A 26,828-nucleotide genomic window follows, 5' to 3' on the forward strand; every position below is an offset into this window, starting at 1 on the left:
ACTCCGCTACTCGTCGGGGTGGTGGACGAGGTCCTGGTCCTCGACGAGGGCCCGGCCGAGGATGTCCATCGCGTCGGCGACCACGCTGAGTTCGTCGACGCTGAGGCGCGCCAGGATGCGCCGGGAGTGCTCCTCGCCGACGGTCATGATGTCGTCGACGATCGTGGTGCCGCGCTCGGTCAGCTCGACGAGGCGTACGCGCCGGTCGTGGGGGTCTTCGCGGCGGCTGACGTAGCGCCCGGCGACGAGGCGGTCGACGATGCCCGTCATGGTGGCGGGGCTGACCCCCATCTTCTGGGCGAGCTCGTGCCCGCCTTGGCCGCCGTGCAGCCGCAGCGCGAAGAGGATCTTGAGCTGGGACATCGTCAGGTTGACCGCGAAGAACGGGTTGGTTCGATCTCGCGCCATCGCCAGCTGGAACTGCCGCTGACCGGCCATGATCCGCGCGATCGCCGCGTCTTTGCTGGTCACCGCTACTCCTGTGCTGGTCGGCCCCCGCGCAACAGCAGCGTAACAGTAACCCGGTGAAACGCTAAATATTAGCTTCAGGCAAACTAAACGGGTTGGGCCCACCGGACCCCCGGAGTTGAAAATGTCGTTCTTCTCGAGGCTCAGCCTCGCCAACCGCGGGCTCACCGCGCTGGTCGCGGTGATCGTCACCGCGTTCGGCTTGATGGTGATCCCTCAGCTGAAGCAACAGCTCTTCCCCTCCCTCGACTTTCCAGCCGCCTTCGTCTCGGCGACCTACCCCGGCGCCGCCCCCGAGGTGGTCGCCAGCCAGGTGACCGAGCCGATCGAGAACGCCCTGCAGGGGACGCCGGGCCTCAAGCGGGTCACCTCCACCTCCTCCGAGGGCGTCTCAACGGTGCAGGTCGAGTTCGACTTCGGCACCGACCTCGACGACTCGACGACCAAGATGCAGTCGTCGCTGAACCGCATCTCGGCCACCCTGCCCGACGGCGTGGACCCGCAGGTCTTCGCCTTCAGCACGGACAACTTCCCCGTGGTCCTGCTCAGCGCGAGCAACGGCGGCGACGAACGCCAGCTCGCCGAGAAGATCACCAAGGACGTCATCCCCGCCATCCAGGGCATCGAGGGCGTACGCGAGGCGCAGCTGACCGGCCAGCGCCAGGCGCAGCTGGTCATCGCGCCGAACCCGGCGAAGCTGGCCGGGGCGGGTCTGTCCGTCACCGACCTGATGAACGTGCTGAAGGTCAACGGCATCGCGATGCCGGCCGGCACCCTGCCCGACGGCGACAAGACGCTGACCGTCTCGGTCGGCACGCCGCTGACCAAGATCGACGACCTGAAGAACCTGTACCTGCGGCCGAGTTCGGCGGCCCCGGGCACCGTCGTCGTCCCGGTCAAGCTGGGCGACGTCGCGACCATCACCGAGCAGCTCGCCCCGGCCACGTCCATCACCCGGACGAACGGCAAGGAGAGCCTCGGCATCATGGTGTTCGCCGCGCCGGACGGCAACGCGGTGGGCATCTCGCACGAGATCTCCGACATGCTGCCCGATCTGAAGTCGAAGCTGGGCGGGGACGCCCAGCTGACCGCGGTCTTCGACCAGGCGCCCTACGTCGAGAAGTCGATCGAGGGGCTGACCACCGAGGGTGCCCTCGGTCTGGCCATGGCGATCATCGTGATCCTGGTCTTCCTGCTGTCGATCCGGTCGACGATCGTCACCGCGGTGTCCATCCCGCTCTCGGTGATCATCGCGTTGATCGCGTTGAAGGTCGGCGACTACTCGCTCAACATCCTGACCCTGGGCGCGCTGACGATCGCGATCGGACGAGTCGTCGACGACTCGATCGTGGTCCTCGAGAACATCAAGCGGCACCTGGCGTACGGGGAGGACAAGCAGCACGCGGTCCTCGGCGCGGTCAAGGAGGTCGCGGGCGCGGTCACGGCGTCGACCCTGACGACGGTCGCCGTGTTCTCGCCGATCGCCCTGGTCGGCGGCCTGGTCGGGCAGCTGTTCTCCAGCTTCGCGATCACGATCACGGTGGCGCTGCTCGCCTCGCTGGCGGTGTCGCTGACGATCATCCCGGTGCTCGCGTACTGGTTCCTCAAGCCGGCCAACGGCTCGGCGGACGGCGCGGCGATTCGGGAGGCGGCCGAGGCGAAGGAACGCCGGAGCATCCTGCAGCGGGCGTACGTGCCGATCATCCGGTTCGCGACCAAGCGTCGCTGGCTCACGGTGACGGCGGCGATCCTCGTCTTCTTCCTCACCATGGGGATGGCGAGCCTGCTGAAGACGAACTTCCTCGACCAGTCCGGCGAGACGACCCTGACGGTCTCCCAGGAGATGCCGAAGGGCACCAGCCTGGCGGTGACCGACGCGGCGGCGAAGAAGATCGAGTCCGTCGTGGCGAACACCGAGGGCGTCGAGACCTACCAGGCCACAGTCGGTTCCGGGGGCACCTTCGGCCTGGGCGCCGGGGGCAGCAACTCCTCGACGGTCAGCATCACGCTGAAGAAGGACGCCAAGGCGTACGACGTGCAGGAGAAGCTGCGCGCCGAGATGGCCAAGCTGACCGACGTCGGCGAGGTCAAGGTCGACGCCGGCAACGGCGGCGGCGGCTTCTCGGCGAGCACCCTGCAGGTCATCGTGCAGGCCGACGACGAGGCGGCCCTGAAGACCGCCAGTGACCAGGTACGCCAGGCGATGTCCGAGGTGGCCGACGTCACCGACGTCGCCAGCGACCTCTCGACGAGCGCGCCGCGGGTCCAGGTGACGGTGGATCGGCAGAAGGCGGCGGCGGTCGGGCTGACCGAGGCCCAGGTGGCCCAGGCGGTCGGCGCGGTGTTCCGCGGCGCTCCGCTCGGGCAGTACGCCCTGGACGGCCGGCAGCAGCAGGTCGTGCTGACCTTCGGGGCGGCCTCGCCGACCTCGCTCGACCAGCTCAAGAAGCTGCCCATCGCCGGTCCGCTGACGCTGGACCAGGTCGCCACGGTGGCCACCGTGGACGGCCCGACCCAGATCACCCGGATCGACGGCGACCGCAGCGTCACGGTGAGCGGCACGGCGACCGGCAGCAACCTCGGCCAGACGACCAAGGACCTGGACACCAAGCTCAAGGCACTCCAGCTGCCGGCCGGCGCCAGCTACACCGTCGGCGGCGCGAGCGCCGACCAGGCGGACGCCTTCGGCAACCTCGGGCTGGCCCTGCTCGCCGCGATCGCGATCGTCTTCCTGATCATGGCGGCTACCTTCAAGAGCCTGGTGCAGCCGCTGATCCTGCTGGTCTCGGTGCCGTTCGCGGCCACCGGGGCGATCCTGGCCCTGCTCGTGACGGACACCGCGCTCGGCGTACCGGCGTTGATCGGCATGCTGATGCTCATCGGCATCGTGGTGACCAACGCGATCGTGCTGCTGGATCTCGTCAACCAGTACCGGGCCCAGGGCGCGAGCGTGGTCGACGCGGTGGTCGAGGGCGGCCGGCGACGGCTGCGCCCGATCCTGATGACGGCGGTCGCGACGATCTTCGCGCTGTTGCCGATGGCGCTGGGGATCACCGGTCAGGGCGGCTTCATCTCGCAGCCGCTGGCGGTCGTGGTGATCGGCGGTCTGCTCAGCTCGACCGTCCTCACGCTGATCCTGGTGCCGACCCTCTACACCATGGTGGAGGGCCGGAAGGAGCGGAAGGCGGCCAAGCGGGCGCGCAAGCTCGGCACCCCGGCGGAGAAGCTGCCCGAGGCCGAGCCCACGCCCGGCCCCAACCTGCTGGAGCCGCCGGCACAGAAGAACGGTTTCACCGACCTGCCGTCGGAGGACTCGTCCTGGGCTCGCCCCTGACGAAGTCCGCCTGACCGCACGTCCGACGGCCCCCGCGCACCCGCGCGGGGGCCGTTCATTTCAGCCGTGGCTTAAGCGACGCCGGATGCGGCCGCTGCCGGCCATACGGTGCGCGCCATGCGACGCTTTCTTGCCTTAGCGCTGGTGGCGACCGGGCTGGTCGTCAGCCACAGCACACCCGCGGCGGCGGCGACTCCGGAGATCGTGCTCGACTTCGCCGGAACCACGCCGGCTCCGGCTCCGGCGGTGGCCGGTGCGCGTACCGGCGGTCAGGTGACCTGGCTGCAGGACGCTCCCCCGGCCCACCTCGACCCGCAGCAGATCTACGACGTCATCGAGCTGTCCACCCAGCTCTTCCACCGCACGCTGACCGGGTACCTCGAAGATCCGGCCGGCGGGCCGACCCGGCTGGTCGGCGACCTCGCGACCAACGCCGGGGAGTCCAGTGACGGCGGCCGCGTCTGGACCTATCACCTCCGGCCCGGCATCGCTTTCTCCGACGGCAGCCCGATCACCTCGCACGACATCGCGTACGGGATCGCGCGGTCGTTCAGCGAGCAGGGCGCGTTCGGGCCGCACTATCTCCAGCCTGCGCTGGACCCGTCCGGGAGCTACCCCGGCCCGTACGCCGGATCGCCGGTGCCGCCGGGCGTCAGCCTGCCCGACGATCGGACGCTGGTCTTCACCTTCGCGCAGCCGCATCCGGAGTTGCCGTATCTCGTGGCGTTCCCGACGACCACGCCGGTGCCGGCGGCCCAGGACACGCGGGCCGACTACGACCGGACCTTCCTGGCGACCGGCCCGTACCGACGGATCGCCGAGGTCCCCGGCGTATCGCTGACGCTGGGCCGCAATCCCGCCTGGGATCCGGCTTCCGACCCGCTGCGCCACCAGTACGCCGACACCGTCCACATCGAATGGACGGTGGACCGGGCGGCGCAGACCCAGCGCCTGCTGGCGGGGACGGGGACGGACGCGGCGGCGATCATGACCGCGAACGTGGCGGCCGACCAGATCCCCGTCGTGCAAGGCGATGCGACGCTGTCGACCCGTACGCTCGCCGGTCCGACCGGGCTCGCGAAGTACCTCAGCATCAACACCCGGCGGATCACCGACGTCTCCGTACGCAAGGCGCTCAACTGGGCGTTCGACCGAGGCGCCTTGCTCCAGGCGCAGGGCGGCACCGCTGTCGGCACGCCGCTGACCACCGTTCTCTCGCCGACCATGCCGGGGTGGCTCGGCTACGACGCGTACCCGAGTGCGGGGCACGGCGACGTCAGCCACGCCAAGCAGCTCCTGCACGGGCGGAAGCCCACGCTCACCTACTGCTATCCGGAAACCCCCGACGACGCCACGGGGGCGGCCGTCGTGCGGACGGGGTTGCAGCGGGCGGGCTTCCGGATCACTCCGACGCCGCTGAACGCGGGTGACTACTGGGGTCTCATCGGCGCGACCGATTCGACCTGCGACCTGATGTACAGCGCCTGGGTGGCCGACTTCCCCGACGCGCAGAGCACCCTCGGCACGCTGCTCCACGGCGGCAGTCTCGCCGCCGGGTGGAGCGTGAACTTCGCGAAGTTCGACCAGCCCTGCGTCAACGCCCGGCTCGACGAATTGGCCGCGATGACGGACCGGGCGGCCGCCGCGCCGCTCTACGGCCGCCTCGACCACGACATCATGTCCCGGTACGCCCCACTCATCCCGACCGTGTCGGCCAGCGCCTTCCTGCTGCGCGGGCCGGGGCTGGGCGGCGTGTTCCTCAGCCCGACCAGCGGACGCCCCAACCTCACCGCCGCCTACGTCCGCTGACCTCCTCGCATCGGATCAGGGATCTGGGTCGAATCTTGGGTCAAGATTCGACTTGGATCCCTGATCCGCCGGGAAAGAGCCAAGCTCAATAGGCGCAGCTAGAGTCGGCGGCGTGGATGACCTCCTGACCCGTGCCCAGGCCCTCGACGCCGCCGACCCGCTGGCCGAGTACCGCGCACGATTCTTCTACCCCGAGCAAGAGCCCGACCTGATCTACCTCGACGGCAACTCGCTCGGCCGCCCGCCGCTGGCCACCCGGGAGCGGCTGATCAAGTTGCTCGACGAGGAGTGGGGCGCCGACCTGGTCCGCGGCTGGGATCGCTGGATCACCTTGGCGCGCGACGCCGGAGACACGCTGGCGACCGGCGTACTGGGCGTCGAGCCGGGCGAGGTGCTGCTGTGCGACACCGCCAGCGTCAACCTCTACAAGCTGGCCGTCGCCGCTTGCGAGGCCCGGCCCGGCCGCTCGGTGATCATCACCGACGACGACAACTTCCCGTCGGACCAGTACGTGCTCCAGGGCGTCGCGGCGGCGCGGGGGATGCGGCTGGAGGTGATCAAGACCGATCTCGACCTCGGCGTCACCGCCGACCAGGTACGCGCGGCGATCGCCGCCTGCCCCGCCGACGACGTCGCGTTGATCAGCCTGCAGCATGTGGCGTACCGCTCAGGAGCGATCGCGGATATGGCCGCGATCACGCGGGCCGCGCACGACGGGGGCGCGATCATGCTCTGGGACCTGTGCCACGCGGCCGGCGCGGTGCCGACGCCGCTGCGGGAGTCGGGCGCGGACCTGGCCATCGGTTGCACGTATAAGCATCTCAACGGCGGTCCTGGCGCCCCCGGCTTCCTGTACGTCCGGCGCGATCTCCAGGAGTCGCTGCGCCAGCCGATCTGGGGCTGGTTCGGGCAGGCCAACCAGTTCGACATGGGCTTCGACTACGACCCCGTGCCCACTGTGGAGCGTTTCCTGGTCAGCTCGACCCCGGTGATGGGCGGGTACGCCGCCTGGGAGGGCGCGAAGCTGACCGCCGAGGCGGGCGTCGACCGGATCGCGGCGAAGGGCGCGCAGCTCGGCCAGTACGCGATCGAGCTGTTCGACGAGTGGCTGGCACCGCTGGGCCTGCGGTTGGCGAGTCCCCGCGACCCGGCCCGGCGTGGGGCCCACGTGACGCTGCATCACGAGGCGGCCTGGCAGATCTGTCAGGCCTGGAAGGCCGCTGGCGTGATCCCCGACTTCCGTACGCCCGACCGGCTCCGGATCGGTTTCGCTCCGCTCTACACGACCTTCGCCGAGGTGTACGAGGCGTTCGCCCGGCTGCGGACGATCGTGGCCGCCTCCGCCCACCTTGCCTTCCCTCTCACCCGGTCCCGCATCACCTGACCGCTGGTGGAACATGCAGATCACGGTTACGCAGGCATCCTTCGCCCGAGGATGCCTGCAGAACCGTGATCTGCATCCATCACAGTGGCGTGACTGGTCGCCAGGTGATCGGGCTGGACAGGATCATCGCGGTGGAGGGGCGCCCGTAACCGGCGAGCCGGTCGATGAAGTGTTCGAGGTCGGCCATCGACGCCACCGAGACCTTGAGCGCGCAGCAGGCGTCGCCGCTGACCCGATGCATCTGGAGGACCTCGGGCCAGTCGGCGACGGCAGGTTCGCGGAGCAGGCAGGTCGGCCCGTAGCAGTGCATCCGGATGAGCGCCGTGGCCTGCCGTCCGGCCTTGGCGAGGTCGACGTGGGCGTGGTAGCCGGTGATCACCCCGGTCTCCTGCAGACGGCGTACGCGCTCGGCGACGGCGGGCGAGGAGAGGTTCACCCGCCGGGACAGTTCGTTGAACGAGAGCCGGGCGTCACGCTGCAGTTCGTCCAGAATATGCCAATCCACTGCGTCCACTTGACGATCGTAAACCCGGGTTCGCCGAACGCCTGCCGAATGCAAGATCAAACCGCCGTAACGAGCCGCGACGGCCCTTCAACGAGGGCCCGGAGGAGCGGTTTGATGAAGTCATGGTCTACGGCAGACGAGGTAGCGGCCCCAAGGTGGAGTTCGAGGGAACCACCCCCTACGCGGACTACACCCACATCGAGACGCTGCTCTCCCTCCAGACCCCGCGGACGCAGAGCCCGGCGGAGTACTCCTTCATCGTCGCGACCCAGGTGATGGAGCTGCTGTTCACGCTGCTGCGCCACGAGTGGGAGACGGCGCGCACCCAACTGGACGCGGACGACGTGCGCGCTGCGACGAGGACGTTGCGCCGGTCGGTCGGCGCCCAGGACGTGCTGATCAGTTCCTGGCAGCTGCTCGCCACGCTGACGCCGAACGAGTTCGGGGAGTTCCGGGACGCCTTCGGCGAGGCGTCCGGTTTCCAGTCCTACGGCTACCGGCACCTGGAGTTCCTGCTCGGCAACAAGCGGTCCGGGATGGTCTGCCCGCACGCGGAGATGCCGTCGGTCGTCACCGACCTGGAGAAGCAGCTGGCCGAGCCCAGCCTCGACGACGCCGCGAAGGCCGCGGTCGCCCGCCGCGGCACGAGCTGGCTCGAGATCTACAGTGGATCGGAGCAGCCCGATCTCTACGAGCTGGGCGAGGTGCTGATGGAGATCGCCGAACGCTTCATCCGCTGGCGTCAGTTGCATCTCACCGCGGTCTGGCGGGTCATGGGCGACAAGCCCGGCAGCGGTGGTTCGGCCGGCGCGAGCTGGCTCGCGAAAACGGTCCATGACCGGCCGTTTCCCGATCTCTGGGCCGTTCGCAACGAGCTGTAGAACGATGGAACGCCCGTCCGGGCGATCACGGGGGAAACCGTCCGGACGAGCGTTGTCGGAGACTTTAACGCGTTTGTTGCAGCGGCGCCAGACCCTGATGTCAGATGGTCCACTTCCCCGCTTTCGAGGTGAGAACCGTCAGGGCGTCGTCGGCCAGCCCGCTGTGATCGGCGGCGGTCAGGTTGTAGACCCCACAAACCCCCACGCAGCAGGCGTTCTCCAACTGCTCGCGGGCCATCTTCCGGTCGCGATGCCCGAGGAACGCCTGGTGCGTCAGCGCCACGGCATCCGCGCCGAATCCGGCCGCCGGGTTCGCGGGCCCGTTCGGCGCGAACGCCTCGGCGAACCGCCGGACCGTGGCGAGATTCGACACGCTGTCCGGCGCCGAATCCGCGGCAGGCAGCCATGGACTCACAGCTTGTACGCCGTCAGCAGCGTCCCCCGCGGTCGAGTGGAACACGGGGTGCACGCCTTCCGGCGTGAGCAGGATCGGGCCGGTCCAACCCGCCGCGCGCGCGTCCCGGACAGCCGCCCCGCTCTGCGGTGGGAGTGCGCTGATCACCAACGCGTCCGGCTTGGCGGCGACGAGCTTGCCCACGGCGTCCTTCAGATCGGTCGCCTCGACGGGCACGGGCTCGAATCCGGCGATGCTCAGCCCCTGGTTGGCCGCCTCGGTCTGGACGAGGTCGACGACCGGCGGCGGCGCCAGCTTGTCCGTCGCGAGGTGGCCGAGCTTGGTCAACCCCGCCTTCTTGGCCGCGCCCATCAGCGTACGCAGAACCTGTGCCGCCGAAGGCGCGGATTGGAAGGCGTAGGGGCTGGTCGGGACGATCCCGGTCGCCGGAGTCAGCACCGGTACGCAGCCGAGCGTGCACTGACCGCCGACCGCGTCCGCCAACCAGGGCGCGGTCGCGACGATGACGGCGTGCACGCCCTCGTCCAGCAACGCCGATGCCGCCGCGGCGGCCGCCTTCTCGTCCGCGCCCGCTTCGCGTACGAGCAACTCGATCTCGGGAGCCGACCCGTGCCCCCCGGCGGCGTTGACCTGATCCGCCCGCGTACGCACGCCGAGCAGTTGCCGTTGGGCGTACGCGGCCAGCGGCCCGGCCGAATGCGTGAGGACGCCGAGGCGTACCGGTCCCTGCATGCCCGACTCCGTACGCGGTCGCGACGCCGCCGCCGGGAACCCGGCCGACAGGAACGGCGCGGCCACGAGCGCGAGCCCACCGCCGAGGGCGGCTCGCCGGGACACCTTCATCATGCCCGATCACCTCGAATGAATTGTCCGGATTGATCCGTTGTGCCGATAGTTGGTGATCGGCCCCGCCGGGTCAAGCCCGAATCACCCTCCGGTGTAGAGCCTCGCCACGTCGACCAGCTCGACGTCCCGCCGCGACGCTGCGGATTGCCGCAGTTCACGGGTGAATCCGTGCCGAGCGAAGAGGAGCAACCGGGGCGGCTCCTCGTACCGGTCGGCAGGGATCAGCTCGCGCAAGTGGTCAAGCCGTTCGAGGTCGCCGTCGCCGACTGGTTTCGCCGTGCTCTTGACCTCCCCGATCGCCAGCACGGCGTCCCGGCCATAAGGCTGGCGGCGGATCGCGACGACGTCGAGTTCGTGCCCCTGCTGATGGAGCCGGCAGGCGAGGGTGGCGGAGAGGACGCCGCTGGCCCGGGCGCCGAGCGTCTCCGGCGAGGCGTGCCACAACGTCCACTGCCGCGCGATTTCCTCGAAGTGAGGCCCGTAGATCTTCGACGTGACCGTGTCGGCGTTCTCCTCCCAGACCTGTTGCGCCGCCCCACCCACTAGCTCAGGCTCGTGCGGCGCGATCAGGAGTTGATGCAGCCTGATGACCGGTTCGGTGATCCGATACACCGGACGGCGCTGCCGGAACGCGTCGTCCACCCGCTCGATGAGCTGCGTGTGTTCGAGCACAGTGAGCGGATGCGCGAGGGACTGGTCGCTACGCCCCAAGGCGGCGGCAATCTCGCCGCGACGGCACGAGCCACGCGCGATGGCGCCTAACACGGCGTAGTAGAGACCGACGTCGGACAGTTCCGGGTCTTCGTGGAGGATGACCGCGCCCTCGCGGAACAACGCCGACGTGTCGGCCAGCGGAGCCTCGGCGACCCACCGCCCGAAATCCTCGACCGAAGACGGGGCCGCTCCCGCCATTCCCCGGTACGCCGGTGTACCACCGAGCAGGGCATGCGCCTGAAAGGCCAGCTGCGGATCAGCACTCAGACCCCAGAAGTCAGCCGTGTCGCGGAATCCGAACGGCCGGATCATGACCTCCCGGCTGGCCCTGCCGCGCAGGGGCGCCGAGCCGCCGAGAAGACCTCGCATGACGTGCAGCGCGCTGCCGCAGAGGACCAGCCGCGTCCGGCTGCGGGTCTGCGCCCGGCCCAACGGTTCCAGGGCTAGTTGGATGAAGCCCGGCAACGCGGGTTCGCCGTCCATGAGGTACTGGAACTCATCAAGGACGACCAGGCAGGGCTGGTCGGAGCGTTCGCCGAGTCGCATGAGAGCGTCCACTGCCTGTTCCCAATCGGCGAACGCGGTGGCCACCTCGCCGGTGAACGCTGCGTACGCCCGGCTGAGGCGCACGAGGTTCTGCCGGGCGGTCAGCGGCAGTCCGGTGAAGACGAAACCGCCGCCGGCACGCGCCAACGCTTCGAGCAGCATCGTCTTGCCCTGCCGGCGACGGCCGTAGACGAGGGCCAGCCGAGCGCCTATCGCCGGATCGGTCGCGAACGCGCTCAACGTCGCCCATTCCCGATCCCGGCCGTGCAGATAGTCCGGCTTCTCCAGAGTCACGGAGGAAATGATAACTCAATCTTTTAAAAGTAGAGTTATCATTCACGAACACGAATCAGACTTGGGGTGGAGGGGGTGGGCGTACGCCGGTCAGCCGGGCGAAGACCACGATGTTGTCGGAGTACGAGTGGGACTTGGCGTCGTAGTGGCCGCCGCAGGTGATGAGCCGCAGCTCGGGCGCGGGGCCGCCGGCGTACACGCGGTCGGTCGGGAAGTCGGCCTTGGGGAAGGACTGCATGACCTCGATCGTGAAGATCGCCGTCGTGCGGTCGGCCCGTTCGATCTCGATCTCCTCCCCCGGGCGCAGCCGGGTCAGGTAGTAGAAGACCGCCACGCTCTTGCGGGAGTCGACGTGGCCGATCACGACCGCCGCACCCGCCTCGCCCGGGCTGGGCCCGAGCCTGTACCAGGAGGCGTGGTTGGCCCGCTCGAACGAGGGTGTCTCGATCGCTCCGTCCGGGCGTAACCCGATCTCCTCGATCCAGGCGCGCAGCCCGATCTTGGGGATGATGATCTTTCGTGGGGTCGACCGGGTCAGCGGGGCCGGCCCGCGGTCGGGTGGCGCGAGGCCGCCCGACGGCAGCGCGAGCACCTGGGCCGGGAGCGGCGGCGGCGTACCCGGCTTGTCGGCCGCGCCGATCAGCAGGCCGGCGCCCCAGCCGCCGAGTCCGACGAGCCCGACGCAGGCCAGCCACCAGCCGATCCGGAAGGCGGTGCCGGATCGGGGACCGGGTCGCGGCCGCCCGGTCCCCGGTCCGCCGGGTCGGCTAGGCCAGGTCACGGCGCTGGCGGGCCAGCACGAGGAACCCGATGCCCGCGACCGCGCCCAGCAGCGCCCCGCCACCGAGGAAGACGCTGCTCAGGCTCATGGCGCTGCCACCGCCGCCGGTGTTGACCGAGCCGCTCGGCACCGGCGTACCGCTGCCGGCGACGGACGTCGATTCGCCAGGCGTCGGCGATTCGCTCTCCGCCGGGGTGGTCGACGCCGAGCCGGAGGCCGATGTGGACGGCGACTCGCCTCCGCCGAACGGCGACGGGCTGGCCGTCGGCGGCGTACTGGGACTGCTGCTCGCGCTCGGGCTGGCACTGGGCGAGCCGGTCGCCGGGCAGGCATGGGTCAGGTTGAACTTGGCGTTCTCCGGGTCGGTGCCCGTGATGTCGGCGCTGCCGTTGACCAGGGTCCAGCCGGCCGGGGTCGCCAGGTACGCCTTGCTCGTGCCGTTGTCGTCGACGATCGCGCCGCCGTCGGCCGGGATGCTCAGCACGTGCTGAGCGTTGCTCGCGTCGGTGAAGGTCAGCGTCAGGGAGGTGAAGTCGCCCTGGACGTTCGGCATGGGCAGGACGAAGATCCACACGTCCTGGTTCGCGAACGGCCCGCCGCCGAAGTCACAGCCGCGGGTGGCGGCTTGCGCCGTGATCGGGACGTTGCCCGCGTTGATCTCGATCGTGGCGGCCGCCATCGCCGCCGGGGCGTTGCCGAAGAAGAAGATGAGGCCCGCTGCAACGGTCGCCGCACCGCGACCGATCCATGGTGTACGCACTACTTACCGTCCTGATTGTTCTGGCTTCTCAGGATTGGAGGGTAAGTCCCAACAATTGCCGGATTTGCCAGGTACGCACCGCCACGCCGGGGTCACCCGAAAGAAGGGCGCCCGGAGTACGCTCCCGGATCATGGTCGCCGCGCTCGAGCTGTATCTGGACCCGGTCGCGACCCAGCGCGTACGAAATGTGTGGGATGCCCTGGAAGCCGCCGGCGTGCCGACGCTGCGGGACTTGACCCACCGCAAGCATCGCCCGCACCTCTCCCTGACCGGCGCGGACCGGCTGGACGCGGACGCGGTCGTGGCCGCACTGGGCGGGCTGACCGCGGCGCCGCCGCTGCGCGTGAGCCTGGACTACATCGGACAGTTTCTGGGCCGGGTGCTATGGCTCGGCCCGGTGCCCACGCCGGAGCTGCTGGCGCACCACGCCGCGGTCCACGAGCGGCTGACCGCGGCCGGGATCGAGACCTCCGAGCTGTACCGGCCGGGCCGCTGGGTTCCACACTGCACACTGTCCATGCGGGTGCCGCTGGCGAGGCTGACCGAGGCGCTGCGGCTGTGCCTCGACGTGCTGCCGATCGAGGCGACGATCACCGGCGCGGCGGTAGCCGACCACGCACGCGGCCTCTACACGCCGCTGTGACCCATAATGAGAGCGTGTTCACGCTGGAGGAGGCCCGTCGCCGGTACGCCGAGGTCCGTCCGCGCATCGACGAGCTGATCGACGCCCGAGCCGACCTGGCCGAGCTGACCGCCGACCTCGCCGCCGACGGTGCGAGTCCGCTGGGCGGACGCGCCGAGGCGAAGGCACTGGAGGCCCGCCTGCACGCCCTGCTGGAGGAGATCGCCGAGCAGGACATCCAGGTCAAGGGCTACGCCCCGGTGCTGCTCGACTTCCCGGGCGTACGCGACGGCCGGGCGGTCCTGTGGTGCTGGCTCGAAGGCGACGACGACATCGAGTGGTACCACCGGGTCGACTGCGGATTCCCGGGCCGGCGTCCCGTCTGAGGGCCAGGATGGGGTCATGGAGTCGATGACCGCCTGGGAGGTCGCGCGGCCGGGGCCGATGCGTACCGGACCGCTGCGGCTGACCGAGCACCCGATTCCCGAGCCCGGCCCGGGTGAGCTGCTCATCCGGGTCAGCGTCTGCGCAGTGTGCCGGACCGATCTGCACGTCACCGAGGGAGACCTGCCGCCGCACCGGACCCCGGTGGTGCCGGGGCACGAGATCGTCGGCGAAGTGGTCGGACTGGGATCGGAAGCTCGCGGGTTCGCGGTCGGCGATCGAGCCGGGGTCGCCTGGCTGCGCCACACCTGTGGCGAATGCGCGTACTGCCGGCGGGGTGTGGAGAATCTGTGCCCCAACTCCCGCTACACCGGCTGGGACGCCGACGGCGGATACGCGCAGTACGCGGTCGCTCCGGCCGACTACGCGTACCACCTGCCGGAGAACTATCCGGACGACGAGGTCGCGCCGCTGCTGTGCGCCGGGATCATCGGCTACCGGGCGCTGCGGTCGAGTGATCTGCCGCCGGGCGGCGTACTGGGGGTCTATGGGTTCGGCGGGTCGGCGCATCTCACCGCTCAACTCGCCATCGCGCTCGGCGCGCGCGTACACGTCATGACGCGGTCCAAGGCCGCTCAGGAACTCGCGCTCTCGCTCGGTGCCGCGTCCGCCACCGGCGCCGGCGAACGGCCGCCGGAACGGCTGGACTCCGCGATCCTCTTCGCCCCGGTCGGAGATCTGGTCCCCGTCGCCCTGGCGGCGCTCGATCGCGGTGGCACCCTCGCCGTCGCCGGCATCCATCTCAGCGACATCCCGCCGTTGGGCTACGAGCAGCACCTCTTCTACGAGCGCACGCTGCGCAGCGTCACGGCGAACACCCGGGACGACGGCCGCGAGTTCCTCTCCCTCGCGGCGCGGCACCGGCTCCGCGTCCACACCATCGGGTACGCGTTGAGCCGAGCGGATCGGGCGTTGACGGATCTGGCGGAGGACCGCGTCGACGGTGTCGCGGTCCTGCACGCCTGATCGTCATCGCCCTGATCGCCGCCGCGCGGTCGTCGTCGGCCGGGGGCCGTCACTCCGCTGTGATCAGGCGCACTCGGAGCAGATGAGCTCGTCGCCCTTCTGCTTGGCGAGCTGGCTGCGGTGGTGCACCAAGAAGCACCGCGAGCAGCGGAACTCGTCCGTCCGCATCGGGACGACCGTCACGGTCAGCTCCTCGTCCGAGAGGTCCGCCCCCGGAAGCTCGAAGCCCTCCGCCGCCTCCGTCTCGTCGACATCCACCGACGGCGACTGGGCCGACGTGCGACGCGACTTGAGTTCCTCCAGGCTGTCCTCCTCGACCTCACCGAGGGAACGCCGAGGGGCGTCGTAATCAGTCACTGTGGCCATTTGCTTGTCCTCCTCCCCACATGGTCTGGGTGGCTTAACGAACAAAGTCGCCGACGGGTATGTTCCCCGATCTTGGCGTACTGGTGCTCGGATTTCTGTGATCCCCGTCGCGCCACGCCGGACCCCGCTATTCGAACAGCGAGTGATGCGTGCCGGGCGGCTCCTCGCGGTGCCGTCGGCGGCGGCGCGCCTGAATCACGATCAGGTCGACGAAGGCGATCACCGCCAGCGCGCCTAGCAGAATAGCCGGAACTGGGTAACCCGCCAACGCCGTCCAGACTGCCAGCGGCAACGTGAAGATGAGCCCGAAACTGGCCAGCACCAGCCGCAGGTTCAGCGCGCTCCTCGCGTTGCGCGGCTCGGACATGCGCGGCTCCGTACCCCCGGCGTCGTTGCCGGAAACGGGATCAGCCGATCTTTCCGAACAGCCAGTCCCCGGCCGCCCCGCCCTGACCCGTGTAATAACGACGGGCGGCCGTTATCAATTCCTCGACTGTCAGCGCGCCGTCACCGTCGGCGTCGAGATGGTCGAAAGCCGCCTGAGCATCCGCCGGCCGAGTGCCGAACGCCTTCTGCATTGTCTGAAATTCGTCAATGCCGAGTTTCTCGTCGTCGTCGGTGTCGGCGAGGCGCAGGGCCGCTTCGACGGCGGGCCGGAAATGACGGTCGAATCCGCTGTCGGCGTCGACGAAGGCCTGGACCATCCCGGTGTTCCACTCCTCTGGCGTCAGCCGCCGATCTCCGTCGGCGTCCACCGCGACCAGCAGCGACTGCCAGAACTCCTCGAAGCCGTCGGCCACCGCCTTCGCCTTCGGGCTCGCCGGCGTCTCCCGGAAGCCGGCGACCAGCCGGGCGACCAGGGCCACGACGTCGTCGTGTTCGATGTGGCCGTTGGCGTTGACGTCCAGGTGCCCGAACGCCCTGTCCAGCTTGAGATCCAGCAGCGTGGTGCTCATGCAGCGAATGTACGTGTTCGCCTGACCACCGGGGCCGGAATGCCGAAGCGCGCTACGGCGACTCCGTACGCCTCTTCGCCGCGTTCTTCTTCGCCGGCATCTTGGCGACGCCATGCACCGGTCCGTTGGCGGAACCGTCCGCGGGCACGGCGCTCACCGGCCCCGCACTCATCGGCCCGGCGTTGGGCGAGCCGGCCTTCGACGGGCTCTTGGGCGGGCTACCGCCGGCCGAGCCGTTCACTGAACCGTTGACGGAGCCGTTGTGCCCGTTGGTGGCGATGATCGCGCTGACGGCGAGATTCCCGCCGCGCACGTTCGCGTCGGACAGTATTCGGGCCGCCTCGGCGCGCGCTCCGGCGATGATGTCCTCCCGAGCACGCTGGTTCTCCCGGCGGCGTGCCGCCGCCACGTGCTCGGTGTCCAGTTCCGCGTCCCGGCGGATCACGTCGGCGTCCTGGCGGGCCTTGGTCAGCGTCTCGTCGGCCTCGCCCCGCAGCGCGGCCGCCTCTTCCTCGGCGATCCGCAGCATGTGCGTGATCCGGGCGCTGGCCGTCGCGCTGGGCGTGGTCGCCGAGACCTGGCCCTGTAGTCGCCGCAGCTCGACGTGCGCCGCCGCCAGCTCCTCCTCGACCGGAGCGAGCCGCTTCACGGCGACCGAGAGCACCTGCAGCTCGTCGCAGATCGCGTTCACGTAATCGTCCACCTGGGCGCGGTCGTAGCCGAACATCACCGTCCGGAACAGTCCGTCGTCCTCGTACCCGTCGCCGGGTTCGGTCTGCCGCGTCATGTTTGGAGCGTAGCCAGCGGAACCGCCGGTGAGCTGCGGTTTTGACGGATGCCGATATGAACGCCCCGCCTGAAGGAGGTTCGGTGATCACTGCTCCCGCCGAGCCGCCGTGGCAACGGCGTACGCGATCGTCTGCGAGGTTCATGCCTGATGAGGCGTCATTGTCCCGCCGGTTTTTCCCGAGATGCGGGTATGAGAGCGATTCGCGCGACGTACTGTCACCCTTAGCAAGCGCCGAGTGAGCGGCGACGCCACTGGAGGGGGCAGGCAACGATGGGCATTCTCGACAAGGCCAAGGAAATGCTCGGCATGGACGGCGACGACACGCAGAACGCGGCCGACGACGCCAAGGACAAGGCGAGCGACGCCGGCGGCAGCCTGACCGACAAGGCGAAGGACGCTGCGGGCGGAATGACCGACCAGGCCAAGGCCGGTGTCGACAAGGCAGCGGACGCGGCCGACAACGCCACCGGCGGCAAGTTCTCCGACAAGGTCGACGGCGGCGCGGACGCCGCCAAGTCCGGCATCGACAAGATGGGCGGCAACTCGTAGCCCGCCGGAACCCAGCACAGCGAACTGCGCCGGATCTCGACTCTGAGATCCGGCGCAGTCGGCTTGTTCCGCCCCTGACCGCGTCAGGCTGCGACGACCGTGTCAGGCCGTGGCGAACGCGTCAGGCCGTGGCTACCGCGGTTTTCGCCCGGCGACCGCGAACCGGCGGCGCGGCCGGCTCGGCCTCCGGCGTACCGGGCTCGGCCTCGGCGGTCGGGTCGACGGCCGCCGGCTCGACGGCGACCCCGGTCGACTCCGCGTAATCGGCGGCCGCCACCGACGGGCCACGCAGCCGGAGAACCTCGGACTCCAGCCGCTGCCGCTCCTCGTCCGCGACCGCCAGCGCCGTCTCGTACGCGGAGATCGCCTGGGCCACGTCGGCATGGATCTCGCGGATGAACCGGTCGACCTGGGCGGGATTCAGCCCGCGCCAGACCGTGTCGAAATCGGGTACGTTCCAGCGGCTGGCCCGCAGGTCGCCGATCGTGACTTCGTGGGACATCCCCCGCTCCCTTCCCTCTGCCCCATTGAACCAATCTGGCGGGTGTTTATCCCGCAAAATGGCAGATCAGCGGCAAAAGGGACGGGCGCGTCGGGTGTTTCAGTCCTGCGGAATCTCGGCGACGATCGACCGCTCCGGCGCAGCCGCGAAGTGGCACGCGGCGGCCAGCCCCGGCGCCTTCTCGACCAGCGGCGGTTCCTCGGTCGCGCAGATGTCCTCGGCCTTCCAGCATCGGGTCCGGAACCGGCAGCCCGACGGCGGATTGATCGGGCTCGGCACGTCGCCGGTGAGCCGGATCCGCGCCTTCGGCGGCGTTCCGCGTACGACGCCGAGGTCCGGCACGGCCGACAGCAGCGCCTGCGTGTACGGGTGATGCGGCGCGCCGTACACCTCGTCACGCCGGCCCTCTTCGGCGATGCGGCCCAGGTACATGACCGCCACCCGGTCGCAGAAGTGGCGTACCACGCCGAGGTCGTGCGCGATGAAGACGAACGCGATGCCGAACTCCTTGCGCAGATCCTCCAGCAGGTTCATGACCTGCGCCTGGATCGACACGTCGAGCGCCGACACCGGCTCGTCGGCCACGATCACCTTGGGCTGCATGGCCAGCGCGCGGGCGATGCCGATGCGCTGCCGCTGACCGCCGGAGAACTCGTGCGGGTACCGGTTGTAGTGCTCCGGGTTGAGACCGACGACCTCCAGCAGTTCCTGGACCCGGTTCAGCTCCTTGCCCTTGGGCACGATGTTGTGGACGCGCAACGGCGCGCCGACGATCGCGCCGACCGTGTGCCGCGGGTTCAGCGACGAGTACGGATCCTGGAAGATGAGCTGCAGCTCCCGGCGGTACGGGCGCAGCTCCTTCTCCTTCAGGCGGGCGATGTCGTGTCCCTTGTAGAGGATCTGGCCCGACGTCGGGGTCAGCAGCCGCGTGATCAGCCGGCCGGTCGTGGACTTGCCACAGCCCGACTCGCCGACCAGGCCCAGCGTCTCGCCCTCGTGCAGGGTCAGCGACACGCCGTCGACGGCGCGCACCTTCTCCTTCGCCCCGAGTACGCCGTCGCCGCGCACGTTGAAGTGCATGACGACGTCGCGCAACTCCAGCAGCGGCGCGCCCTTGACCGGGGCGACCGCGGCCGGTCCTGTCTGGGGTTCGACAGTCGTGGTCATCGGGTTCCCTTCACGGCAGCCGGGGCAGGATCTCGTCGGCGAAGATCAGATCCGGGTGGGCCAGGTGGCAGCGCGACGCCCGGCCCGCCTGATCCGTCCGGGCCACCAGGTCAGGCAGCTCCTTCGCGCACAGGTCATCGGTCACCTGCGAACGGAACTCGCACCGGGGATGGAACGAGCAGCCGGTCGGCAGGTTCAGCAGGCTCGGCGGCGTACCGGGGATGGGGTGCAGCCGGGACGACTCGCCGGACACCGCCGGGATGCTCTCCAGCAGGCCCCAGGTGTAGGGGTGCAGCGGCGCGCCCAGGATGTCCTTGACCGTGCCGTGTTCGACCGCGCGGCCGCCGTACATCACGAGCACGTCGTCGGCGATCTCGGCGACCACACCCAGGTCGTGCGTGATGAACAGGACGGCCGATCCGAAGTCCTGCTGCAGGTCGGCGATCAGGTCCAGGATCTGCGCCTGCACCGTCACGTCCAGGGCTGTCGTGGGCTCGTCCGCGATCAGCAGCTTCGGGTCGTTGACCAGCGCCATCGCGATCATCACGCGCTGGCGCATGCCGCCGGAGAACTGGTGCGGGTAGTCGTCCAGCCGGCGCGCCGGGTTGGGGATGCCCACCCGGCCCAGCATGTCGGCGGCCCGCTTGCGCGCCGCACGCCTGGACACGTTGTTGTGCGCCTGGTACGCCTCGACGATCTGATCGCCGATCTTGAAGAACGGGTGCAGCGACGACTGCGGATCCTGGAAGATCATCGCGGACGCCTTGCCCCGGACGTGCTTCAGCTCGTCCGCCGGCAGGCCGACGATCTCCCGGCCGCCGAGCCGGATCGAGCCCGTCATCCGGGTGCTCTTCGGGTCGTGCAGGCCCATGATCGCCATGCTGGACACCGACTTGCCCGAGCCGGACTCGCCGACGACGGCCAGCGTCTTGCCCAGCTCCAGCGAGTAGGTCAGCCCTTGGACCGCCCGGACGACGCCGTCGGCGGTGGGGAACGCGACGGTGAGGTCGCGGATCTCCAGATAGGGCTCGTTCTCACCGGGGCCGGCCGTCCGCTGTGCCCGCGGGCCGCGGACGACCGTCTGCGGGCCACGCGGCTGCGGCGGGGTAACGGGACCGGTGCCGGAGCCGGCCGAGATTGCGGACGCGTCGACCGCGTCGCCCCACATTTCGCTCATGCGAGCCTCACCCGGGGATCGAGGACCGTGTAAAGAAGGTCGACCAGCAAGTTCATCAGGACCAGCACCACCACGCCGACGAGTACGCCGCCCATGAGCACGGGCAGGTCGTACTTCTGGAACGCGCGCAGCGTCACCAGGCCCAGGCCCGGCAGGCCGAAGATGCTCTCGGTGAACAGCGCGCCGGTCAGTGCGAACGCGACGTCGAGGCCGAAGATCGTGGCGATCGGCGTCATCGCCGCCCGCAGACCGTGCCGGTAGATCACCCGTCGTTCGCTGATGCCCTTGGACCGCGCCGTACGCACGTAGTCCTCGCTGAGCGACTCGATCATCGAAGCACGCGAATATCGTGTGTACGAGGCGGAGTTCACGATGCCGAGGATGATCCAGGGCAGCAGCAGTCCGCTGAACCACTTCAACGGGTTGTCGGTCAGCGGCGTCCAGCCGGCGTCCGGGATGAAGCCCAGGTACAGCGGGATGTAGAGGGACGCGACCAGGGCTACGACGAAGTAGGGGATGGAGCCGATCGTCAGCGTGCCGCCGACCATGACGCGGTCGAGGGCGGTACCGCGACGGCGGGCCGCGAACGTGCCCGCGGCCACCCCGATCAGCAGGTACGCGATGGCGGAGCCGAAGACGATCGAGATGGTGACCGGGAGGGCGTTGGCGAGCAGCGTCGTCACCGGCTGGCCTTGCCCGTACGAGTACCCCAGGCAGGGCGCCGAGCAATTGATGGTGATCCCGCCCGACGTGTAGGTCCGGCCGACCACGAGCCCTTGGAGGTAGTCCAGCATCTGCTGCCAGACCGGCTGGTCCAGGTGGAGGCTCTTGTAGATCTCCTCGTAGCGGGCGGGTGTGCAGCGGGTGCCGCAGATGACGCCGGCGGGATCGGTGGGCGCCAGATAGAACAGCCCGAAGCTCGCCACCAGGGTCACGATGATGACCGAGATCGCGCTGGCGAGCCGCCGCAGGATGTAGAGGAGCACCGGAGCCTCCATGTGCCGTTGAGTTGGCGATTGAGCAGAGTTTCGGGGCACCCGGCCGGCGCCGTGAGACGCCGGCCGGGTGGTGGAACGCTTACTTGACGTACATGTTCAGGAAGAACGGCATGCCCATGGTGCCGTCGCCCTCGGCGCCGCCGATGCCGGTGCCCATGACGAAAGCGAGCTTGTCGTAGTAACGCGGGATGGCGATGTACTGGCCCATGATCTTCTGGTCCAGGTCGGCCCACTTCGAGGTCGCCTCGGCAGCCGGCAGCTTCGCGACGGCGTCGATCTCCGCGTCCAGCGCCGTGTCCTGCAGCATGCCCCAGCTCGTGCCGTCGGCGATGCTGTGCGTCTGGAACAGCACCGGGAACCAGCTGGAACCGGTCGGCCAGTCCGAGCACCAGCCGGCGGGCGACTGACCCATGTTGACCGGAGCGTCGTAGTCCGACGTCTTGCTGCGCAGCTCGGCGGTGGTGACACCGACGGGCTTGACGGTGAAGCCGGCCTTCTCCAGAGCCTCCTTGCGGATGGCGGTGGTCTGCTGCGAGATCGGCTTGGTGTTGTCGTAGTACCAGCTCAGCTCGAAGCCGACCTTGCCGGCGGCCTCCAGCAGCTTCTTGGCCTCCGCGGGGTCACCCTTGCCCTCGCCGGTCAGGTCGGCGACCGGCGGGTACTTCTTGTACCCGGCCACCGACGGCGGCATGATCGTCGTCGCCGGCTCGGCCACGTAGTCGTTGAGACCGGCGGCCTGCCAGATCTGGTCCGACGGGTACGCCTTGGCGATCGCCTTGCGGACCTCGAGCGGGATCTTCCGGGTGTCGAGCTGCAGCACGATGGTGCAGGGGCTGTCGCCCTGGACGAGCTGGCTCTTCTTGCCGGCCTCGATGTCGGGGATCAGCGAGGCGTCGATGTTGGAGTAGTTCAGCGCGGTCGCGTCGCCACCGGCGCTCGCCAGAACCTGCTTCTGGTTCGCGACGTCCTCAGCGCCCCACTTGAAGTCCCAGTTGTCGACGTACTGGTGACGCACCGCGTCGCTGTTGGCGTCCCAGTTCGGGTTCTTCTTCAGCTTCAGCTGCGTCCCCGGCGTGTACGCGTCGAGCATGTACGGGCCGGTCGAGATCCACTTGTTCTTGTAGTTGTCCTTGGTGTCCTTGGCCTTCGGGATGGGGGTGAACATCGGGAAGGTCATGTACCAGGCGAGGTCCGCGAACGGCTTGGCCAGGTGGACGATGAGGGTGTCGGTGCCCTGGGTCTCGACGCCGGCGTAGGTGTCGCCGCTGGCCCACGGGCCCTTGTACTTGTCGCCGTCCTTGAAGTAGGTCAGCTGGTACGTCGGGCCGTTGGCGAACAGGTCGTGCGCGAAGGACCGCTTGATCGAGTACGCCAGGTCCTCGACCTTGACCTCGCTGCCGTCCTCGTACTTGAACGAGCCCTTCATCTTGAAGGTCCAGGTCAGGCCGTCAGCCGACGGCGTGCCCAGGTCGGTCAGGTCCGGAACGAGGACCGCCTTGCCGTTGCGCAGCGCGATCTGGGTCGGCGTACGCCACATGAGCTTGCCGATCTCGTTCGCGTCGACGTAGTAGACGTCGGTCGGGTCGAACGTGTTCGGCGTCGACTGGGAGTAGACCGTGATGGTCCCGCCCTTCTTCGCGCCGGAGACCTCGGGCGCCGGGCCCTTGGCGTCCGGGTCGACCGCGGTCTGCGCCTGGCCGATACCGCTCGTCGGGTTGGTGCCGCCGGACCCGCTCTTCGACGGGCTACAGCCCACCGCGGCAAGCGCGATGACCGCGCCGACGACGACGGTTGTCCTGAGTCGCCTCACGAGTTGTCACCTCTTATCTTCTTTGTTGGCCAGACCCGGACTAGCGGCGGGTCTTGGGGTCGAACGCATCACGTACGGCGTCGCCGAGCAGGCTCAGAGCGAGGACCAGGATGGTGATGCCGAGCACGGGCACCCACAGGTAGAGCGGGTACGTGTCGTAGTAGTTCTGCGCGGAGGCGATGGTCACGCCCCAGGACGGCGTGGGGTCCATCAACCCGACGCCGAGGAAGGTGAGACCCGCTTCAGCCACGATGTAACCGGGCAGCGCGAGCGACGCGGAGACGACGATGGGGGCGATCAGGTTCGGCAGCAGCTCCCGGAACAGGACCCGGCGGGTGGGGATGCCCAGCACCCGGGCGGCGGCGATGAACTCGCGCTCGCGCAGCGACAGGACCTGGCCCCGGATGAGTCGCGCCAGGCCGGCCCAGCCGAAGAAGGACAGCACGACGATGAGCGAGATGAATCTGACCCGGGCGACCTGCTCGGGGGTGGTTCCCTCGGATCCGCCGTAGACGACCGAGATGATCACGGCCGGGAACGCGATGGCGAAGATCAGGTAGGGCAGGCTGAGGATGAAGTCGATGATCCACGAGAACACCCGGTCGACCCAGCCGCCGAAGAAGCCCGACAGCAGCCCGATCACGACGCCGACGACGGTGGTGACCAGGGTGACCAGCCCGGCGACCAGCAGCGACGGGCGAGCGCCGTAGACCCAGCGCGCGAACAGGTCGCGGCCGATCCGCGGCTCGACGCCGAACCAGTGGTCGCTGCTGGCGCCCGAGAACGGGAACGTCGTGCGCTTGTCGATCAGGTCGAAGTGATACGTGGTCGGGTCCTGGCCTTCCAGCTTCGCCAGCAGCGGCGCGAAGATGGCCAGCAGCACGAAGAAGACGAAGATGCCGAAGCAGGTCATGGCGACCTTGTCTCGGCGCAGCCGCTCCAGCGCGATCCGGGTCGGCGACCTGCTCACTCCCGAACCCGGCTTCGCCGGGGACGTGTCCCCGGTCGCGGGTTCGACAAGCGTTTCGGTCCCAGTGATCACTGGTTCCACGGAGTACCTCCAGCCGATGTGCAGCCAGCGACCACGGGAAATCCCGTTGACAGCCGCGCCCCCCGCGTTCTTGCGCAAAGCTAACGCTCAGCTTCGGAGTTTTGAGTAACGGATCAATCACGAATCAGCTGATTAATGATCTCGTGGTCATCACTGAACGTTCAGGGGGCACCGCTGATCGATGACTAGGTTCACGCACCGTCTGCGCAGGACAGATGGATGCCTACAGTGGAAAGCGGCTGAATCCTGGGTCAGTTGTCAGCCCTGGTCGATCGTCACACGACCGTTACACATGCCGTCCGCCCCGGTCAGTAGGCGTCAGACCGAGCGCGCGCTGTCGCCGACCCCGGCGCGTGCGGTAGGTTCCCCGAAGGAACCCACTCGTCCCACCGGGAGGTGACATGCCGCGGAACACCTGGTCGCCCGATCCGTCCTGTGGGGTCGCCCAAACGGTCGGTGTCCTGGGCGACGGGTGGAGCGTGCTGATCCTGCGCGACGTCGCCCGGGGCCATCAGCGGTTCGACGACCTCGTGACCGAGTTGGGCATCTCCCGGAAGGTGCTCGCCGAACGCCTCGCCGGGCTCATCGACGACGGGGTCCTCCGGCGCGAGCCCTACCAGACCGGGCCGGTGCGGTACGCGTACGAGCTGACCGAGTCCGGGCGCGATCTGCTCGGGGTGATCGTCGCCCTGCAGGACTGGGGCGACCGTTGGCGGCTCGGCGACGGCTCGCTCACCGCCGCCGACGCCGACGAGTCCGCGACCGCTCATCGCGTACGCGATCTGGTCGGTCAGCCGGCGCCGGAGGTGCGGCTGCCGAGCGCCGCCGGTGACGTGGTCGACGCCCTGGCCGGACCGGCCGTCGTGTTCGCCTATCCCGCGACGGGCACCACCGCTCCCCTGCCGTCCGGGTGGGCGGAGATACCCGGTGCGGTGGGCTGCACTCTCGAGAACCGGCTGTTCCGCACGGCGTATCCCCGGTTGAAGACGGCGGGGATCGCGCTGCGGGGGGTGAGCACGCAGCGGCCGGACGAGCAGCAGGTCTTCGCCACGGCCGAGAGCATCCCGTTCAGCCTGCTGAGCGACGTGGAGCTGGGGCTGGCCGCGGCCTTGCGGCTGCCGGTGTTCCGCGCGGGCGAGCGACACCGGCTGAAGCGGCTGATCCTGATCGTCGACGGCGACCGGACGATCCGGGCGGTGCGGTATCCCGTGGTCGATATCGCCGCGGCGGTGGACTGGGCCGTCGAGACCGCGCTTACCTTGTGACGGCCCGAGTGGCGCGGACGGCGGCGAGCCGGGCAGACTGTCCGGCATGTCCGCGTTCAGCCCAGGCCAACGGATTCACGACCGATTCACCCTGCGGGAGCTGATCGGCCGGGGCGGGATGGCCGAGGTCTGGCGGGCCACCGACGGCGTGCTCGGCCGCCCGGTGGCGGTGAAGGCGCTCGACTCCTCGCTGGCCGCGGACCCGACGCTGTGGCAGGCGACCCTGCGGGAGGCCCGCGCGATCGCCCGCATCGCGCATCCGAACGTCGCCCAGGTCCACGACTACGGCGAGGTGCCGACGCCGTCCGGGCACGTGCCCTACCTGGTCATGGAGTACGTCGAGGGCGTGACGCTGGCCGAGCGGCTGCGCTCCGGTCCCCTGCCGCCGGCCGAGGCCGCGACGATCGCCGCCCAGGTCGCGGCCGGGTTGGCCGAGGCGCACCGGCTCGGGGTGGTGCACCGCGACGTGAAGCCGGGCAACATCATGCTGACCCCGGCCGGTGTGAAGATCCTGGACTTCGGCATCGCGACCCTGGCGCACGGCCCGGACTCCGACGGCGGGCGGCTCATCGGCACGCCCACGTACGCCGCACCGGAACGGATGCAGCGGGGCGGCGCGACGACCCCGGCGGGCGACGTCTACTCCCTCGGCGTGGTGCTCTACGAGATGCTGACCGGCCGGCCGCCGCGGGCGTACGCGGACTGGCAGCAGGCGCTCGCCATCCCGATCGCGGACGTCGCACCGATCGACCGGCCGGGGGTGCCGCCGAAGCTGGCGGCGCTGACGATGGCCTGTCTGTCCGCCGACCCGAACCGCCGACCGGCCGCGTCCGCGTTGGCCGGCTCGCTCTCCGCCGGCGCGACCGCCGCCGGCCCGATCCCGGGGACCTACGCGGCCGGGGTGGCCCGACCGGCCCCGGCGTCGCCGCCGACCATGGTGGCGGCCCTGCCGCCCGAACCGGCCCGGCGCTCGCGGCTGCTCCCGGCGTTCCTCATCACCGGCGGCGCGCTGGCGATCCTGTTGGCGATCATGCTGATCTACAGCTTCTCGGACCGGTCGCCGAAGGGTCCGCCCCAGGGGGCCGGGACGCCCACGACGGCCACCACCTCGGCGGGCGAGCCCAGCCCGTCTCCGTCTACTGAGGAATCAAAGGCGCCGGAGGACCTCCTCGACGAGATCGCGGCCGTCGTCGAGTCGGCCGGGCTGCCGAACAACCGGGCGCGGGACCTCAACCGCCGGATCGACGACATCCGCGAGAAGCTGGACGAGGAGCCGGAGGAGGCGGGCGGCAAGATCGACGACCTCCGGAAGAAGGTGACCGACTTCGCCGAGGACGGTCAGCTCGACACCGCCACGGCCGAACGGCTCATCACCCTCATCGACCAGCTGGCGAACTCGCTGTAGTCCCTGTGTCCGGAAACACCCG

The 26,828-nt window shown here is 69.5% G+C and carries 26 protein-coding genes; 10 read left to right on the forward strand and 16 right to left on the reverse strand.

The window, feature by feature from the left end; translation table 11 throughout:
• Positions 1 to 6 precede the first annotated feature (6 nt).
• The gene (locus tag AB0M47_RS23645; RefSeq protein ID WP_363417549.1) at positions 7 to 471 is read right to left on the reverse strand and encodes a MarR family transcriptional regulator; all 465 of its coding nucleotides are present in this window, start codon (positions 469 to 471) and stop codon (positions 7 to 9) included.
• A gap of 121 nt (positions 472 to 592) precedes the next feature.
• On the opposite strand from AB0M47_RS23645, the gene AB0M47_RS23650 reads away from it, so the two are divergent.
• The 3 genes from AB0M47_RS23650 to kynU all read left to right on the forward strand — a co-directional run bounded on the left by AB0M47_RS23650 (position 593) and on the right by kynU (position 6,995).
• Complete coding sequence (locus tag AB0M47_RS23650; RefSeq protein ID WP_363417551.1) at positions 593 to 3,802, forward strand: efflux RND transporter permease subunit; 3,210 nt, start codon at positions 593 to 595, stop codon at positions 3,800 to 3,802.
• Between the two features lie 117 nt (positions 3,803 to 3,919).
• Positions 3,920 to 5,611, forward strand: a complete 1,692-nt coding sequence (locus tag AB0M47_RS23655; protein WP_363417554.1) for an ABC transporter substrate-binding protein — start codon at positions 3,920 to 3,922, stop codon at positions 5,609 to 5,611.
• A gap of 112 nt (positions 5,612 to 5,723) precedes the next feature.
• Positions 5,724 to 6,995 (forward strand): kynureninase, encoded by a 1,272-nt coding sequence (kynU, locus tag AB0M47_RS23660; RefSeq protein ID WP_363417557.1) that lies wholly within the window; start codon positions 5,724 to 5,726, stop codon positions 6,993 to 6,995.
• 79 nt (positions 6,996 to 7,074) lie between these two features.
• On the opposite strand, the gene AB0M47_RS23665 is transcribed toward kynU, so the two are convergent.
• Positions 7,075 to 7,509, reverse strand: coding sequence for an Lrp/AsnC family transcriptional regulator (locus AB0M47_RS23665; RefSeq protein ID WP_363417560.1), 435 nt, complete (start codon positions 7,507 to 7,509; stop codon positions 7,075 to 7,077).
• A 113-nt stretch (positions 7,510 to 7,622) separates the two neighbouring features.
• Between AB0M47_RS23665 and AB0M47_RS23670 the strand changes: the two genes are divergently transcribed.
• Positions 7,623 to 8,381, forward strand: a complete 759-nt coding sequence (locus tag AB0M47_RS23670) for a tryptophan 2,3-dioxygenase family protein (protein WP_363417563.1) — start codon at positions 7,623 to 7,625, stop codon at positions 8,379 to 8,381.
• Between the two features lie 100 nt (positions 8,382 to 8,481).
• Here the strand turns inward: AB0M47_RS23670 and AB0M47_RS23675 are convergent, their stop codons facing one another.
• From AB0M47_RS23675 to AB0M47_RS23690, 4 genes are all read right to left on the reverse strand, one after another.
• On the reverse strand, positions 8,482 to 9,642 hold the full coding sequence (locus AB0M47_RS23675) for an ABC transporter substrate-binding protein (protein WP_363417566.1): 1,161 nt from the start codon (positions 9,640 to 9,642) through the stop codon (positions 8,482 to 8,484).
• Positions 9,643 to 9,723: 81 nt separating this feature from the next.
• Positions 9,724 to 11,196 (reverse strand): ATP-binding protein, encoded by a 1,473-nt coding sequence (locus AB0M47_RS23680; protein WP_363417568.1) that lies wholly within the window; start codon positions 11,194 to 11,196, stop codon positions 9,724 to 9,726.
• Positions 11,197 to 11,251: 55 nt separating this feature from the next.
• Positions 11,252 to 11,977: a class F sortase gene (locus tag AB0M47_RS23685; protein WP_363417571.1), complete on the reverse strand. Its 726-nt coding sequence runs from the start codon at positions 11,975 to 11,977 to the stop codon at positions 11,252 to 11,254.
• Positions 11,964 to 12,737, reverse strand: coding sequence for a hypothetical protein (locus AB0M47_RS23690; RefSeq protein ID WP_363417574.1), 774 nt, complete (start codon positions 12,735 to 12,737; stop codon positions 11,964 to 11,966). The genes AB0M47_RS23685 and AB0M47_RS23690 overlap by 14 nt, the downstream gene beginning before the upstream one ends.
• Positions 12,738 to 12,868: 131 nt before the next feature.
• Between AB0M47_RS23690 and AB0M47_RS23695 the strand changes: the two genes are divergently transcribed.
• The 3 genes from AB0M47_RS23695 to AB0M47_RS23705 are packed head-to-tail and all read left to right on the forward strand — an operon-like array spanning position 12,869 to position 14,770.
• Positions 12,869 to 13,381, forward strand: coding sequence for a 2'-5' RNA ligase family protein (locus AB0M47_RS23695; protein WP_363417577.1), 513 nt, complete (start codon positions 12,869 to 12,871; stop codon positions 13,379 to 13,381).
• Between the two features lie 14 nt (positions 13,382 to 13,395).
• A complete protein-coding gene (locus AB0M47_RS23700) occupies positions 13,396 to 13,746 on the forward strand; it encodes a DUF2203 domain-containing protein (protein WP_253760866.1) in 351 nt (116 codons plus the stop codon).
• A 16-nt stretch (positions 13,747 to 13,762) separates the two neighbouring features.
• Positions 13,763 to 14,770 (forward strand): zinc-binding alcohol dehydrogenase family protein, encoded by a 1,008-nt coding sequence (locus AB0M47_RS23705; RefSeq protein ID WP_363417580.1) that lies wholly within the window; start codon positions 13,763 to 13,765, stop codon positions 14,768 to 14,770.
• A gap of 63 nt (positions 14,771 to 14,833) precedes the next feature.
• On the opposite strand, the gene AB0M47_RS23710 is transcribed toward AB0M47_RS23705, so the two are convergent.
• From AB0M47_RS23710 to AB0M47_RS23725, 4 genes are all read right to left on the reverse strand, one after another.
• A complete protein-coding gene (locus tag AB0M47_RS23710) occupies positions 14,834 to 15,136 on the reverse strand; it encodes a DUF4193 domain-containing protein (RefSeq protein ID WP_253760864.1) in 303 nt (100 codons plus the stop codon).
• Between the two features lie 127 nt (positions 15,137 to 15,263).
• Positions 15,264 to 15,503, reverse strand: coding sequence for a DUF6343 family protein (locus AB0M47_RS23715; RefSeq protein ID WP_253760863.1), 240 nt, complete (start codon positions 15,501 to 15,503; stop codon positions 15,264 to 15,266).
• 40 nt (positions 15,504 to 15,543) lie between these two features.
• The gene (locus tag AB0M47_RS23720; RefSeq protein ID WP_363417584.1) at positions 15,544 to 16,092 is read right to left on the reverse strand and encodes a hypothetical protein; all 549 of its coding nucleotides are present in this window, start codon (positions 16,090 to 16,092) and stop codon (positions 15,544 to 15,546) included.
• Between the two features lie 52 nt (positions 16,093 to 16,144).
• Positions 16,145 to 16,879 (reverse strand): hypothetical protein, encoded by a 735-nt coding sequence (locus AB0M47_RS23725; RefSeq protein WP_363417587.1) that lies wholly within the window; start codon positions 16,877 to 16,879, stop codon positions 16,145 to 16,147.
• Positions 16,880 to 17,152: 273 nt separating this feature from the next.
• Here AB0M47_RS23725 and AB0M47_RS23730 point away from each other — a divergent pair, with 273 nt between their 5' ends.
• On the forward strand, positions 17,153 to 17,431 hold the full coding sequence (locus tag AB0M47_RS23730) for an Rv0909 family putative TA system antitoxin (protein WP_363417590.1): 279 nt from the start codon (positions 17,153 to 17,155) through the stop codon (positions 17,429 to 17,431).
• 121 nt (positions 17,432 to 17,552) lie between these two features.
• On the opposite strand, the gene AB0M47_RS23735 is transcribed toward AB0M47_RS23730, so the two are convergent.
• The 6 genes from AB0M47_RS23735 to AB0M47_RS23760 all read right to left on the reverse strand — a co-directional run bounded on the left by AB0M47_RS23735 (position 17,553) and on the right by AB0M47_RS23760 (position 24,055).
• Positions 17,553 to 17,933 carry a hypothetical protein gene (locus tag AB0M47_RS23735; RefSeq protein ID WP_363417593.1) on the reverse strand — a complete coding sequence of 127 codons (381 nt, stop codon included), beginning with the start codon at positions 17,931 to 17,933 and terminating at the stop codon, positions 17,553 to 17,555.
• Positions 17,934 to 18,032: 99 nt separating this feature from the next.
• The gene (locus AB0M47_RS23740; RefSeq protein ID WP_363417596.1) at positions 18,033 to 19,100 is read right to left on the reverse strand and encodes a dipeptide ABC transporter ATP-binding protein; all 1,068 of its coding nucleotides are present in this window, start codon (positions 19,098 to 19,100) and stop codon (positions 18,033 to 18,035) included.
• Positions 19,101 to 19,110: 10 nt separating this feature from the next.
• A complete protein-coding gene (locus tag AB0M47_RS23745; protein WP_363417598.1) occupies positions 19,111 to 20,277 on the reverse strand; it encodes an ABC transporter ATP-binding protein in 1,167 nt (388 codons plus the stop codon).
• Positions 20,274 to 21,263: an ABC transporter permease gene (locus tag AB0M47_RS23750; RefSeq protein ID WP_253760857.1), complete on the reverse strand. Its 990-nt coding sequence runs from the start codon at positions 21,261 to 21,263 to the stop codon at positions 20,274 to 20,276. Before AB0M47_RS23750 ends, AB0M47_RS23745 begins: the two co-directional genes overlap by 4 nt.
• A gap of 91 nt (positions 21,264 to 21,354) precedes the next feature.
• Positions 21,355 to 23,085: an ABC transporter substrate-binding protein gene (locus AB0M47_RS23755; RefSeq protein WP_363417601.1), complete on the reverse strand. Its 1,731-nt coding sequence runs from the start codon at positions 23,083 to 23,085 to the stop codon at positions 21,355 to 21,357.
• A gap of 40 nt (positions 23,086 to 23,125) precedes the next feature.
• Positions 23,126 to 24,055: an ABC transporter permease gene (locus tag AB0M47_RS23760; protein WP_363417604.1), complete on the reverse strand. Its 930-nt coding sequence runs from the start codon at positions 24,053 to 24,055 to the stop codon at positions 23,126 to 23,128.
• A gap of 482 nt (positions 24,056 to 24,537) precedes the next feature.
• Between AB0M47_RS23760 and AB0M47_RS23765 the strand changes: the two genes are divergently transcribed.
• Both AB0M47_RS23765 and AB0M47_RS23770 read left to right on the forward strand, forming a co-directional pair.
• The gene (locus AB0M47_RS23765) at positions 24,538 to 25,401 is read left to right on the forward strand and encodes a winged helix-turn-helix transcriptional regulator (RefSeq protein WP_363417607.1); all 864 of its coding nucleotides are present in this window, start codon (positions 24,538 to 24,540) and stop codon (positions 25,399 to 25,401) included.
• A 46-nt stretch (positions 25,402 to 25,447) separates the two neighbouring features.
• Positions 25,448 to 26,806, forward strand: a complete 1,359-nt coding sequence (locus AB0M47_RS23770) for a serine/threonine-protein kinase (RefSeq protein ID WP_363417609.1) — start codon at positions 25,448 to 25,450, stop codon at positions 26,804 to 26,806.
• Positions 26,807 to 26,828 lie beyond the last annotated feature (22 nt).

It is taken from the genome of Hamadaea sp. NPDC051192, assembly GCF_040682475.1.
In the GTDB taxonomy this organism is placed as follows: domain Bacteria; phylum Actinomycetota; class Actinomycetes; order Mycobacteriales; family Micromonosporaceae; genus Hamadaea; species Hamadaea flava.